11 protein-coding genes and 1 tRNA gene are annotated in these 12,577 nt (G+C 59.2%); 6 read left to right on the top strand and 6 right to left on the bottom strand.

All coding sequences use genetic code 11. The features are described from left to right. Window positions 1-157: 157 nt before the first annotated feature. Window positions 158-877: an SIMPL domain-containing protein gene (locus GM909_RS25415; protein WP_157020323.1), complete on the bottom strand. Its 720-nt coding sequence runs from the start codon at window positions 875-877 to the stop codon at window positions 158-160. Between the two features lie 187 nt (window positions 878-1,064). On the opposite strand from GM909_RS25415, the gene GM909_RS25410 reads away from it, so the two are divergent. The 3 genes from GM909_RS25410 (at window position 1,065) to GM909_RS26445 (ending at window position 2,021) form a co-directional block, all read left to right on the top strand. After that, window positions 1,065-1,140 (top strand) — tRNA-Ile (locus tag GM909_RS25410). Window positions 1,141-1,230: 90 nt separating this feature from the next. Continuing rightward, window positions 1,231-1,548, top strand: a complete 318-nt coding sequence (locus GM909_RS25405) for a hypothetical protein (protein WP_407941365.1) — start codon at window positions 1,231-1,233, stop codon at window positions 1,546-1,548. Between the two features lie 269 nt (window positions 1,549-1,817). After that, on the top strand, window positions 1,818-2,021 hold the full coding sequence (locus tag GM909_RS26445; RefSeq protein WP_157020322.1) for a glycine zipper 2TM domain-containing protein: 204 nt from the start codon (window positions 1,818-1,820) through the stop codon (window positions 2,019-2,021). Between the two features lie 824 nt (window positions 2,022-2,845). Here the strand turns inward: GM909_RS26445 and GM909_RS25395 are convergent. The 3 genes from GM909_RS25395 to GM909_RS25385 all read right to left on the bottom strand — a co-directional run bounded on the left by GM909_RS25395 (window position 2,846) and on the right by GM909_RS25385 (window position 5,433). After that, on the bottom strand, window positions 2,846-4,231 hold the full coding sequence (locus GM909_RS25395) for an FAD-binding oxidoreductase (protein WP_157020321.1): 1,386 nt from the start codon (window positions 4,229-4,231) through the stop codon (window positions 2,846-2,848). Window positions 4,232-4,376: 145 nt separating this feature from the next. Then, complete coding sequence (locus tag GM909_RS25390; protein ID WP_157020320.1) at window positions 4,377-5,213, bottom strand: alpha/beta fold hydrolase; 837 nt, start codon at window positions 5,211-5,213, stop codon at window positions 4,377-4,379. Further along, window positions 5,200-5,433 (bottom strand): DUF1127 domain-containing protein, encoded by a 234-nt coding sequence (locus GM909_RS25385; RefSeq protein WP_157020319.1) that lies wholly within the window; start codon window positions 5,431-5,433, stop codon window positions 5,200-5,202. Before GM909_RS25385 ends, GM909_RS25390 begins: the two co-directional genes overlap by 14 nt. A 481-nt stretch (window positions 5,434-5,914) precedes the next feature. Between GM909_RS25385 and GM909_RS25380 the strand changes: the two genes are divergently transcribed. Together GM909_RS25380 and GM909_RS25375 are read left to right on the top strand one after the other, a co-directional pair. After that, window positions 5,915-8,542: a PAS-domain containing protein gene (locus GM909_RS25380; RefSeq protein WP_157020318.1), complete on the top strand. Its 2,628-nt coding sequence runs from the start codon at window positions 5,915-5,917 to the stop codon at window positions 8,540-8,542. Window positions 8,543-8,627: 85 nt separating this feature from the next. Then, a complete protein-coding gene (locus GM909_RS25375) occupies window positions 8,628-9,338 on the top strand; it encodes a response regulator (protein ID WP_157020317.1) in 711 nt (236 codons plus the stop codon). A gap of 107 nt (window positions 9,339-9,445) precedes the next feature. Here GM909_RS25375 and GM909_RS25370 read toward each other — a convergent pair whose 3' ends face one another. Both GM909_RS25370 and GM909_RS25365 read right to left on the bottom strand, forming a co-directional pair. Next, window positions 9,446-9,802, bottom strand: a complete 357-nt coding sequence (locus GM909_RS25370) for a VOC family protein (protein ID WP_157020316.1) — start codon at window positions 9,800-9,802, stop codon at window positions 9,446-9,448. 150 nt (window positions 9,803-9,952) lie between these two features. Then, window positions 9,953-10,900, bottom strand: coding sequence for an AraC family transcriptional regulator (locus GM909_RS25365; protein ID WP_235912084.1), 948 nt, complete (start codon window positions 10,898-10,900; stop codon window positions 9,953-9,955). Window positions 10,901-11,095: 195 nt separating this feature from the next. Here GM909_RS25365 and GM909_RS25360 point away from each other — a divergent pair, with 195 nt between their 5' ends. Then, window positions 11,096-12,433 (top strand): tetratricopeptide repeat protein, encoded by a 1,338-nt coding sequence (locus GM909_RS25360; protein ID WP_157020314.1) that lies wholly within the window; start codon window positions 11,096-11,098, stop codon window positions 12,431-12,433. Window positions 12,434-12,577: the final 144 nt, after the last annotated feature.

Below are 12,577 nucleotides of genomic sequence, written 5' to 3'. Positions count from 1 at the left end.
ACCTGAAACCGCCGGGCTTTTCCCGCGGAAATGTCGCGATTCCTCCAATGATTTCAGCGATTTATCGTTATGGACAGAAACTAGCTAGCGCATATCTCAAGCAATGGGGCCGCCGCAGGCTGCTGCGGCGCCCCATCATGTATTGCCTATCCTGACCTTATTGGCCGATTTCGAAGGTGACGTTGACCTGGACCTGGTAGGTGTTTTCTCCACCCTCGACAGGAGCCGATTCCATGCGGTCGGCCGCCATCTTGACTGCCGCGTATGGCACCGGGCGCGGCATGGACGAGTGTTCGCTCATATTGACGATGCGGCCGAGTTCCACGCCGGCGGCTTCCGCCAGCGTCCTTGCCTTGGCGATGGCGTCGGCGACGGCACGCTTGCGCGCTTCGGTGAGGGCGGCGGAGGGATCGTCGTTGCCGAATGAAATGCCGCCGCCCTGATTGACGCCGAGTGTGACCGACTTGTCGAGAATCTCACCGACCTTTTCGAGTTCACGCACGCGCACCGTCAGCGTGTTGGAGACCTCGTAGGCGACGATCTCCGCGGTCTGTCCGCCCTGGTCGTTCTTGCGGTGCTCGTAGCGCGGCTGGATCGAAATGCCGCTCGTCTGCAGGTCGCGATCAGCGATGCCCGAAGCCTTCATGGCGGCGATGACATCGCTCATCGCCTTGTTGTTGGCCGTCATGGCTTCGCGCGCGCTCGGCGCCTGGCGCATGACGGCGAGCGTCAGCGTCGCCATGTCGGGGGCAAGCGCCATTTCGCCTTCACCGCTGACGCTGAGGCTCGGCTCGGCGCCGCCATTCTGGGCCAGCGCGGGGAGGGGGGCGGCGGCAATCGCCGCGGTCATCAAATATGGCGCAATGGCTCGAAACATCGATAAATCTCCAGGTTGCAAAAACGTCCCTCAGGGTTTGGCGTTATGGAAGGATTGTGGGCGCATTGCGGCGGCGGGACAACTCCGGCTTCGCCTCCGATTGAACCTCGCCGGTCACAAGAATGCTGCGGGGCGACGCTGCCGGCCTTGTGCAGGGCGCCAAAAGCAACTAATTCACGTCGCCGTGGGGCCTGTAGCTCAATGGTTAGAGCCGGCGGCTCATAACCGCTTGGTTGGGGGTTCGAGTCCCTCCGGGCCCACCATTCAGTCTGCCTATTAGTCGTACCTTCCGCGTTCATCCACGGTTCAGCTTCGTTGGCTCAGTATGGCAGCCAGCAAAGGGGAGAGCCGTGATGTTGAAAAAGCTCTTGTCCTCCGTGATGGTGTCAACCTTGGCTGCGGCATTCGCCATGCCACTGAATGCTGCGCCGATTTCCTTGCCGAAACCCGAACAGGTGGAGACCAGTGACGTCGTAAAGGTCCATAAGCGCAAATGGCGTCGCAAGCACTATCGGTCGCATCGCCACTCGAATAGGCGGTACGTGCGGCGGGACTGTCGCTACTATGGCGGATGCTATCGCCGCCACTACGTGCCCCGGTACTACGCTCCGCGCTACCACTATCCGCGCTACTACCGTCGTTCGGGCGTCACCATATACTTCAGCTTCTAGAGCATGTCCCGCTCAAACGGAATCGTTTGAGCGAAAGGTACATGCTCCAACATATTGAGCTGGCGCGCATATCTTTGCTTCAAACGTTTCCGTTTGAAGCGAACGCGCGCTAGGACGGATCTCGGCACCAAGCCTGCGGCAAATGCCACCGGTTATGCCGTGCCGCCAGAATCCGATTTGGCGGCGGCCCGGGGGTAACCTGAGGAAGAAAGGCCAATTTCCTGACGCATTTGACGAATAGCGGTTCGGTTCACCGTAAGGAGGAAAATATGATCCGAGTTCTAGCCATATCTCTTGTGGCACTGATGCTCGCTGGCTGCGGCTCGTCTCGCGAAATGCGGACAGCTACCGGAGCAATGATCGGTGCAGGCGGTGGCGCAATTGCAGGCAACGCTATAGGTGGGACAACAGGTGCGTGGGTTGGCGGACTAGGAGGAGCAGCCACTGGAGCAATCATCGGCTCTCGACGGTAAACGTCCACATGCTGAATTAGGCGTGAGATAATCCGACAGCTGAACGCAGAACGCCCGTCACACAAGACGCAGGCGTCTGTGTATCAGATTTAGAAACCTCTTCCTTTCGGGAAGGTTTCACCGCGTCTGTGGCAGCGATTTCGGCGGCTGTTTGATTAGCTCGAGTGTATCGATGTTGCCCTGTCACATCCGCCGTCGCCAGGGCCTGCCGCGGCCGGCGCAATAGCGAAGAGGGCGATCAGTACAGCGATGAGAACGCGCATATCGGAACTCCTTTTCAGAAGGGAGAAGTCTAGCGTGCAATCTGGAACCCGAAGAGGGTACGGCCCTTCACATTTTGAAACAGGTGCCCCGTGGACCAGCGTATGATGCCTTCGCAGATCATGTTCCGGCAATCGTTCGGTCCGTAGCGGAGAGCTTCGCGCAACCACCACCCAATGGCGAAATTCGACCTGAGACACCACCGTCAACAGGCTGGAGCGGCTGACGGGAATCGATCCCGGCTCACTCAGTCCCGCCACCACCATCCTCCACGATGGGCAGCCTTGAGAGTGCGCCACGCATATGCCGCAGCCAAGCTGACCACTTCGTTACCGGCTGCCTGGGCGCGGTCCATCCGATCGGCCATCCCATCAGCCAGTCCGAGAAGTTCGGGTTGAAGGTCAGGTCGCCGGCCGACACTTATCTGAACAATGCGATCGCACGGCCGCCTTTGGTTGAATGCCGCCTCGGCAAGGACATCGAGCCGTGCGTAGCGGGCGAATGCTCTCGCCTGCTACGCACGGTCCTCTAGAAGCATTGGGTCCGGGCGCGCCGGACTTTATCTACGGCCGGATATTCTGGTTAACGCGGAACAGGTTCGCCGGATCATATCGGCGCTTCGTTGCGGCCAGCCGATTGTAGTTTGCGCCGTAGGTGGCGCGGATGCGGCCCTCGCCCTCGTCATCCATCATGAAGTTGATATAGCCCCCGCCATGTCGATTGTGCTCATGTACCGCTGCCCAATAGTCGCTGGCCCAGCGTTTCAGTTCAGGGGCCTTCGCCGGATCCGGATCGATGCCGGCAATGACCATGGACCAACGCGCATGCCGGGCATTCCAGGCAGTCGAGTGCGAAGCCACATCATGCACGGCCCCGTCGATGGGATACAGATGCATCAGAGATAGCTCGCTCGGGCTCTTCGAGGCGTGTTCCACATGAGCGGCGATCGCCTGCTCCGACAATTCATCGACGAAATCGCCCTTCCAGTACCATTGCAGACCCTTAGGCAGTAGCGGGTCAAACATCGATTGAAGATCGGCGAACGGCATCTGAGTCATGCCATCCATCAGCGGTTCTGGTAATGCATCACGTGCAGGCTGCATCGCTTTGATGCCGCTTTCCTGGCTGCCCTCGTAGCAACTGATCAGGGCGCAGATGCGCCGTCCCCAGATATCGCGCGGAAACGGGTCGCAGGAAGGGACTGTTTTGATGCCGAGGAACATTCCCAGTTCGCGCGGCGCGCGAGGCAGGAAGTCGCGGTACAAGGCCATGATACGGGCTGTGTGGCCGAAATCGTAGAAGATTGGCCCGGCATAGACATTTGTCACCGGGTGTGCCCGGAAGGTGAAGCTGATGACCACGCCGAAATTGCCGCCGCCGCCGCGCAGCGCCCAGAAGAGGTCAGGATGCTCGTGGTCGCTCGCCGTCACGGTGCTGCCATCTGCCAGGACGACTTCGGCCGAGAGCAGGTTGTCGATCGTCAAGCCATGCTTGCGCGTGAGGTAACCCGTACCGCCACCGAGCGTCAGGCCGGCTATGCCGGTGGATGAAACGATTCCCGCCGGCACAGCCAGGCCGTAGGCACTTGCGGCGCGATCGACATCACCCTGCGTGCATCCGGCTTCGACGCGGACGGTGCGCGTTGCGGGATATACGTCGACCTGCTTCATCGGCGACATGTCGATGACCATGCCACCGTCGCAGCTTCCCAGGCCAGGCCCATTGTGACCGCCTCCGCGGATGGCCAGCAGCAGGTCGTTTTCGCGGGCCAAGTTGACCGCTGCGACGACGTCATCGACATTGGCGCAGGGCACGATCCAGCCCGGACGCTTGTCGATCATCCCGTTGTACAGCGCGCGGGCTTCGTCATAGGCTGAATGCTGTGGATCGATAATGCGTGTTTGCAGCCGCTCGGGAATGCGGGACAGGATATCGGATTTCTGCAACATTTCGGTTTCTCCAAGATGCTCCGATTATTTCTGGCTGGAGCTATTGCCAGACGGATTGCATCAGCTGCGAACGTTGCCTTTCACGGGGCTCGTCCAGTGCAGCCGGCTTGCGAGTTCTGTTGGTGTCAGTGGTGACGCCGTCCCCTTAGTAGACGATCGTTGCCCATTTCTCTGAGCGGCCCCCAGCATCGACCCGATTTGCAGAATTCAGGTGCATGCAAATCAGTGGGTTGATCACGTGCGGGTCGGTAAGTGGCGCCATGTGACCGGCGTCGGGAATCATCAGCAGACGGGCTGCGGGGATGGCTCGTGCGACCAGTTCCGTCACACGTAGACTGGCAAGCGGGCTATGCAGCGCCATCATAAGAAGGGCCGGACAGCTCAATTCACGACAGCGTCGAGCGAGCTGCGTATTGACCAGCGATCGGCCGAGATCTCGGGCAGCCCGGCCCGCATCTCGTGCAAGCTCGGCCCTCAGTTGCGCACTGGTCCTGTTCCACGCGCCGGCGCCATACCAATAATCGACATAGCCTTGCATCGCAGCCACATGGTTCCGGTTCGCAATCGCCGCCACCATGCTGTCTGCAAGGCGGGACAGTTCCTGGTACAGTTCCATGTCGCTTCGGTCTTCATCGCACAGCAATTGAAACGCCATAGGCTCGATCAATGTCAGGCTGCAAACGAGATCGGGTCGTGCAATTGCGATCTCCAAGGCAATTGCTGCGCCCAACGAATGACCGACGATATGCGCTGACCCGCCGTTAGCAGCAATTGCACTGACCAATTGCTCCGCCGTGTCGGCTATGTCTGCCGCTTCGCGCGAACTTGCGTCGCCGTAGCCCGGAAGGTCCGGGGCGAACACGCTGTAGCGTCCGCCCAGATAGTCCGCGAGACCTTCCCACTGCACGCCGGAGCTTGCCGCTGCGTGCAGCGCCAGGACCGGCGGGCATGTGGATTCGGCCAAACTCCTATTCTGCCTCATGATTTCGTCTCCGTGAGCCGGACGAACCGTAGACGACAGACACTATCTCGCTGCGGTCGATCCCGAGGTCCTTGAGCAGGTAGTCTTCCATGACCGAGAGCGCCTGCACGCCAGCGCGGCGTTCCTGGTGATTGTGATATGCGCGGCAGATCGCCTTGAATTTGACGACCAGCCCGGCTGTGAAGCCGATCCGAATCGAATCATTCGTCAATGCAGACATGTGAATGCTCCATACCGTGGCGTCATTATTTGACGACCCGATCGTTCTAGCTCACCCACATTTCTGTTGTATTTCTGACTTGCGCGCCAAGTGTATCTATTGTTTCCACTGGATTTCGTGCATATGGTTCGTAAGTATCGAATGTGAAAGAAATCACATAAAATATAAATATAAGAAATATCTGATAATTACGATTGATTGATTTTGTAATCTTCGGAAAATTGCATATTTGTAGTTGTATTATATCATTTCCAGTCTCTTTGAACGAGATATCTCAAGGCGAATCCGGTGCTCGGTATCGTTGACTGTCGAGAGAGGCAAAAAGATCCGGATTTCAATGTCGGGCACACCCGGCTGGGTGCCGCTGCAAGGTGCCTGCCATATCCTGAAACAATTGAAACAAAACGGTGCCTGGCCGAAATTCTGTTGAAACGCGGGGTTCCTAAGCCGGTGAAAGTAAATCACGCGTGAGGTGGCACCGATGAATACCGAGCATGCGGAAGAGAAGAATCGTAAGCCTGATGACGCGCTGGCAGGCCAATTGCTGGCAGACGCGATCGAGGCCTTGCCTGACGGCTTCGCGCTCTATGATCACGAGCACCGCCTCGTCATTTGCAACAGCAGCTATTGCGACATGAACATTGCGGTCCGGGACATCATCAGGCCGGGCGTCGAATGGGCGCGGATCATGCGTGAATCCGTGGCCCGCGGTGTATATCCGGACGCGATCGGCCGGGAGGAAGCTTGGCTCAACGAACGTATTCCCAGCCACACCAGATTCAGGGGCCGCTACGAAGTCGACCTTGGCAATGGCACCTGGCATGCGATTTCCGTCCACCCGACAGATTCGGGAGGATTCGTGGTGACGCGCTCCGACATCAGCGCGAGCAAGAAGGCCGAGGCCGCCGAACGCGAGGCTACAGCCCTGATGCGCCAGGTCCTCGATGCCTGCCCGATGCCGTTGCGCATGTCGACGGTCGAGGGGAAGACACTCTACCGCAATCCCGCCAGCAACAAGCTCTACGGTGATCGCTCCCGACTAACCGACTATTACGTGGGTCCACAGGACCGAGAGACTCTGATCGGCATTCTGCTGGACAGGGGCAGCATCGACGATTTTCGTACGCGCCAGTACGACGCCGACGGCGACATCTTCTGGGGCTCCATCTCGGCGCGCCTGATCAATTTCCAGGGCAGGCAGGTCATTGTTTCGAACACGACCAACATCAACGACATGATCATTGCACAGGAACAGAGCCGTCGGGCGCACGAGCGGCTGATCGATGCGATCGAGTCTCTCGCCGAGGGTTTCGCGCTCTATGATGCAGAAGATTGTCTCGTCATGGCCAACAGCCAGTATCGCAAGATGCATGCCGTAAGCGCTGATGTGCTCGAACCCGGGGTGAATTGGTTCGACTTCCTACGTGTCACGGCGCAGCGCAACCAGTTTCCCGTGCCACATGACAGGATCGATGAATGGTTGACGGAGAGGGCGACGGATCGGCGCGAATTCCGCCAGCAGGAGTTCCAGCACACCGACGGTGGCTGGTTCTTCGTTTCCAACTGCCCGACCCGCGAAGGGGGATTTGTCGTCACCCGCGTTGACATCACCGAACGCAAGAAGGCCGAGCTTGCGGCGAAGGAAGCCGAAGAGTTGCTGCGCAAGGTGATGGAGGCATGTCCCGTCAACATCCAGATGACGAAGGCGCATGACGGAACGTTGCTGTATCGCAGCCCTGCGACATTGGAATTGCTGGGTGAGGCCGAAACCGCCGTCGACTATTATGTCAACCCGCAGGACCGGAAGCACTATGTCGAGAGATTGCTCGCCGACGGCTTCGTGGACGATTTCGAAACGCAACTGCGCCGCCGCAACGGCGAGCCATGTTGGTGCTCGATTTCATCGCGGCTCATCAACTTCAAGGGCGAAAAGGTCATTGTCTCTCACACCTATGACCTGACTGACCGCATCGAAATGCAACAGGAGCTCGAACGGCAGAGGGAAAATCTGCACCAGAACGAGAAGATGTCTGCCCTCGGCAGCCTGCTCGCCAGCGTGGCTCATGAACTGAATAATCCGCTTTCGGTTGTCCTTGGCCTGTCCTTGTTGATGAAAGAAACTGCGACAGACGCCAAGGCCGTGGAACGCGCCGTGAAGATCGGCAAGGCGGCAGAGCGTTGCTCGCGCATCGTCAAGACCTTCCTGGCCATGGCGCGCCAACAACCGACCCAGACGGTCAACGTGGCTGTAGAAGATGTGATTGGCTCGGCCATGGAAGTTGCCGGATACTCGATTAGGTCGTCTGACATCGAACTATCCCTCAGCCTTCAGCCCGACCTTCCGCCCGTTTGGGCCGACCCCGACCAGATTAGCCAGGTCTTGATAAACCTGCTCGTCAATGCCGAGCAGGCCCTGCACAACTGGAAAGGCCGGCGCAAGATCACGATCTCGACAAAGCTACGTCCGAAGTCGGGCTTTGTCGTTGTCAAGGTCACCGACACCGGACCCGGAATCTCCAAGGATATCCTCCCGCGCATCTTCGAACCCTTCTTCACCACGAAGGATATCGGAATGGGAACGGGCATCGGCCTTTCCTTTTGCCATCGCGTAGTCCAGTCGCACGGCGGCAGCATAAAGATCGAGTCCGTCGAAGGCGGCGGATCGACCTTCGTCGTGTCTCTTCCGGTCTCCAGGCATCCCGATGAACGATGGGACGTCCCGGTGATCGAGAGGACCAAGCCGCCAGGGCTCACTTGCCTGGTCGTTGACGATGAAAAGGAGGTTGGCGACCTGGTTGCCGACGTTCTTGCGCTTGACGGTTTCGACGTCGTCGTCGCGCGGTCCGGCGAGGAGGCACTGAAATTGCTGGAGAAGAACAGCTTCTCGCTGATCCTGAGCGATCTTAAGATGCCGAACATCGACGGCCGTCGCCTGTTCGAGCATATCTGTCGCCAATATCCTGCCGACGTCGAGCGGCTGGCATTCCTGACGGGCGATACGATCAGCCCCGATGCCGGGGCCTTCCTCGTCGCTTCGAAGCGACCTTATCTGGAAAAGCCGGTGAGGCCCGACGAACTACGAGCCTTCGTCGCACGGATGATCAGCTGAACTACCGGAGCGAGACGGCATTTGATTTGATCTGCTGTTCCATTCGGCCTATCTTGCTGCGTCTAACTCCTTTTCGGCAAATGTATTGATGCAGGGCGCGCATATTGTTGTTTGCGACGACGAAGCGGACATTCGTGATCTTGTCGCCGAATACCTGCAGCATCACGGCTACGCGGTTACGCTGGCCGATGCCGGGCCGGCGCTGAGGGAGATCGTCGACCAGCACCATGTCGATGTCGTCTTGCTGGACCTTCGCCTGCCCGGCGAGGACGGTCTGTCACTTGCAAGATACCTGCGGGAACGTTCCGACGTCGCCATTATCATGCTGACCGGATCGGCCGATGTGGTCGACCGTGTCGTCGGATTGGAAGTCGGCGCCGATGACTACGTTGCCAAGCCCTTCGATCTCAGGGAATTGCTTGCCCGCATCAAGGCAGTGCTGCGCCGGACCTCGGTCAGGGAAGCGGCGCCTGAGAAGTCCGACGAGGCGCCACGCCGGATCGTCAAGTTTGGCAGCCGCGTTCTCGACCTTGAAGCGCACAAACTGTTCGATGACGAGGGTGTTGAGATCGCCATCACACCCATGGAGTTCCGGTTGCTGAAAGTCTTCGCGGAACACCGGGGGCGCATCCTCAATCGCGACCAATTGCTTGAACTCGCGCATGATCGGGGATGGGAGCCGTTCGATCGCAGTGTCGACATTCGCATCTCCCGTCTCAGAAGGAAGATCGAGGCGGACCCGTCGAAACCGGAGATTATCAGAACCATCCGCGGAGTTGGCTATCTGCTTGCATGACCGCATTGAGTGACGCATGCAGCCTCCCGTTTCTGCGCGGGCGAATAGTCGATGAAGACCATACCTGCTGCTGGCTCAAGCAGGATATCGGCTGAATTCTAAGCCGTTCAGCTTGGCCCGATGAGTTCGGCAACGGTTCCGTCGGGAAATCGGAAATGGACCCATTTCTTTCCGCCATTTGATTGGATGTCGGTGAGGAACTCGATCCGCATATCATTGAGCTTGAGCCAGGCCGCGTCGAAATCGTCGACGGCGAAGCCGACGACTGGACCTGTAGTGAAGAAGCTGTGGAACTCTTCGGATTCGCTGAACCCTTCGACACGGGTGCCATCGGGAAGATCATAGCCGACTTGTTGATCAGAGGCATCGGTCGTGCGCAGCCCCAAGCCCTCCTCGAGAATTCGCCTTAGCCCTTTCAGATCGCGGGATCTAATCCCGACGAATCCAATCTTCTGCACCGCCATGTGTTGACTCCGAAATGACTTGCTCATGCGTCGGCATCAGCTCGGTGAAAGCTGTTATGGACGACGTCAGCCCATAGCTGGTTCCGTCAGGACCTGCGCGGCGGAGTGGACGAAACCTTGCGATCTCGGTCGCCGCCGGATGATCACCGATCACTCTTTGCCAACCATGTGCTCGCGACGCCAGCTCGCGGGCGGTACGCCATACTCACGTCTGAACGCCCTGTTAAATGCTGCTTCGGACTCGTAGCCCACGTCGAAGGCGATCCTTGCAATCGGGTCGGTCGAATCCCTCAATCGCGCAGTGGCCTGCTCGAATCTCTGTCGGGCCAAGTAGCGCATCGGCGGCTCGCCGATGACGCGCGTGAAACGCTCAGCGAATGCCGAGCGGGAGATCGCTATCTCTCCCGCAAGGTCTTCCGTGGTCCAACGCCGAGCGATTTGTCCATGAAGGAGCCCAAGCGCTCGGCCGACAATCGGATCACGCATTCCCGCCGACCAGGCGCTAACGGCCGGCGGCTGAGACGCCAGGTAGCGGCGCACCGCTTCCATGAACAGAAGTTCGGCGAGTTTGGCGAGCATCGTGGGCGAGTTGGCGCGGCTCTTCGATAACTCGCCTGCTGCAAAGCGAAAATTGTTCTCTATCCAGTCCCCGGAAGCGGCGTCTGCAACGTCAAGCTTCAGAATGCTCGGCAGCAGCGCGATAAAGGCGTTGTAGGGCAGATCATTGCCGAGGAAGCCACACAGGATCTGCGTCAGATCTCCGCCTCCGCCGTGTACGATCTTCGCCAGCCCTCCGTCTGGCCCCGCTTGGATCAAATGCTCGGCATCGACCGGTCGCAGATTCAGAGCGCTCGCGATGATGTGGCTATCATTGCGCGGCAGGATAACGAGTTGTCCGCTATCGACCGATAGCGGCGGCTGATTGCCGACCTTCACCAGGCAGTGTCCGGCGATGATGTAGTGGTAGGCGATGATGTGTTGCGGTACCGGCGTGAATGGAACACAATCTTCCGGGCCGACTTGCGCCGCAATGCACCACGGGGCGGTGAACTCCGCGTCGAGGAAGATGCCTCCCGTAAGGCGCATCGCACGCAGCATGTCCAACAAGTCGTCCAGCAGACAACACTCCTCTCACAGGCGGCGGATCTGTCAAGTGTTTCGGCGCATCGGCCATTACCGGTCCCGCTGTACTTGTCTAGCTTAGCATCAATTCAACGGAATCGGCAGCCGATAGTCGCGACTGTCGTATGGACACGTGATGATGGCATCCAGATTTGAGAGGAAATATTAATCGTGATTACGGACCAACAGGGAAATGTACTTTCGGGCGCAACAATCGAGAGCGCGGAAATCTATGGCGAGGCCGTCGAGGCCTTCAACATCTATCGTGGCGATCCTGTCGGTGCGCTGGACCGCGCCATCGAGGTGGACCCTGAATTCGCGATGGTGCATATCCTGAAAGCGCATCTGTTCGGCCTGGCGACCGAGCCGGCCGCGACGAAGGAAGCAAAGGCGATCGTCACAAAGGTGAAGACGTTGCGGCTTTCGGAGCGTGAGGCCTCGCACGTCGCTGCGCTCGACATGCTCCTGGCAGGGCAGTGGACAGGGGCCGCCGAGGCACTCGACCGGCACAATGCGATCTATCCGCACGACATCGTCGCGCTGCAGTCGGGACACCTGATGGATTTCTACCGGGCCAGCGCTCGCAACCTGCGCGACAGGATCGCGCGCGTCCTGCCGAAATGGTCGGCCGACCTACCGGGCTATTCGATTCTGCTCGGCATGCATTCCTTCGGCCTCGAGGAGACTGGTGACTATGCACGGGCTGAAGACGCCGGCCGTCGTGCGGTCGACCTGCAGCCGCTCGATTGCTGGGCCCACCATTCGGTCGCCCACGTGATGGAGATGCAGGGCCGCTCAGAGGACGGCATCGGCTGGATGATTGCCCGTGAGCCGCATTGGTCCGGCGACGACAATTTCTTCAAGGTCCACAATTGGTGGCACCGCTCGCTCTATCATCTTGACCTCGGGCAGGTCGACGAAATCTTCGCGCTCTATGACGGGCCAATCCGGCAGGACCGCAGCACCGTCGTGCTCGACATGGTCGATGCCTCGGCGCTCTTGTGGCGGCTGCATCTCTGCGGCCACGAGGTCGGTGATCGATGGAACGAACTGGCGACAATCTGGGACAGCCACGCCGACGGCTGCACTTATCCGTTCAATGACTGGCATGCGGTCATGGCCTATCTCGGTGCGGACCGATACGCCGATGTGGAGCGGATCATCGGTGCCTACCGGAACGGCTGTGGAGGATCGGAAACCGCTCAATGGGGACACCAGACAGCAGTGCCTCTGGTGGAAGGATTTGCTGCTTTCTGGCGCGGCGACTACGAAACCGCTGCGTATCGCCTCCATGGTGCCCGCTTCATCGCCAACGCGTTCGGCGGTAGTCACGCGCAGCGCGACATTATCGACTGGACGCTCGCCGAGGCTGCCATTCGTGGCGGACTGACTTCGCTTGGCGAGGCGCTTGCCAACGAGCGCTTGGCGCTGAAGCCCCACAGTCCCGTGAATCGGAGCTTTCTAATGCGCACCGGGGCAAATGTATCGCCGGGCAGGAAATCGGCCTGATTCGGCTCGGCGTCCTGCCGCCGAATCAGACCGCGGCGGACCCTGACGACAACGCGCTAAGGCCTGTTGAGATTCATCGTGAATTTATGACGGCGGCTGCGAGATGGATGATGGCAATGAACGAGGTGTCGGTTTTGTCGGCGC

The sequence above is a fragment of the Mesorhizobium xinjiangense genome, assembly GCF_009749525.1.
Taxonomy (GTDB): domain Bacteria; phylum Pseudomonadota; class Alphaproteobacteria; order Rhizobiales; family Rhizobiaceae; genus Mangrovimarina; species Mangrovimarina xinjiangensis.
The sequence above is the reverse complement of the archived record's forward strand: the minus strand, read 5'-3'. Positions and strand labels throughout refer to the sequence as shown.

Excerpts from the sequence above, each read along its gene's own strand:
- GM909_RS25415 (WP_157020323.1), bottom strand. The coding sequence starts at position 877 with ATGTTTCGAGCCATTGCGCCATATTTGATGACCGCGGCGATTGCCGCC.
- GM909_RS25405 (WP_407941365.1), top strand. The coding sequence starts at position 1,231 with ATGTTGAAAAAGCTCTTGTCCTCCGTGATGGTGTCAACCTTGGCTGCG.
- GM909_RS26445 (WP_157020322.1), top strand. The coding sequence starts at position 1,818 with ATGATCCGAGTTCTAGCCATATCTCTTGTGGCACTGATGCTCGCTGGC.
- GM909_RS25395 (WP_157020321.1), bottom strand. The coding sequence starts at position 4,231 with ATGTTGCAGAAATCCGATATCCTGTCCCGCATTCCCGAGCGGCTGCAA.
- GM909_RS25390 (WP_157020320.1), bottom strand. The coding sequence starts at position 5,213 with ATGAGGCAGAATAGGAGTTTGGCCGAATCCACATGCCCGCCGGTCCTG.
- GM909_RS25385 (WP_157020319.1), bottom strand. The coding sequence starts at position 5,433 with ATGTCTGCATTGACGAATGATTCGATTCGGATCGGCTTCACAGCCGGG.
- GM909_RS25380 (WP_157020318.1), top strand. The coding sequence starts at position 5,915 with ATGAATACCGAGCATGCGGAAGAGAAGAATCGTAAGCCTGATGACGCG.
- GM909_RS25370 (WP_157020316.1), bottom strand. The coding sequence starts at position 9,802 with ATGGCGGTGCAGAAGATTGGATTCGTCGGGATTAGATCCCGCGATCTG.
- GM909_RS25365 (WP_235912084.1), bottom strand. The coding sequence starts at position 10,900 with ATGCTGCGTGCGATGCGCCTTACGGGAGGCATCTTCCTCGACGCGGAG.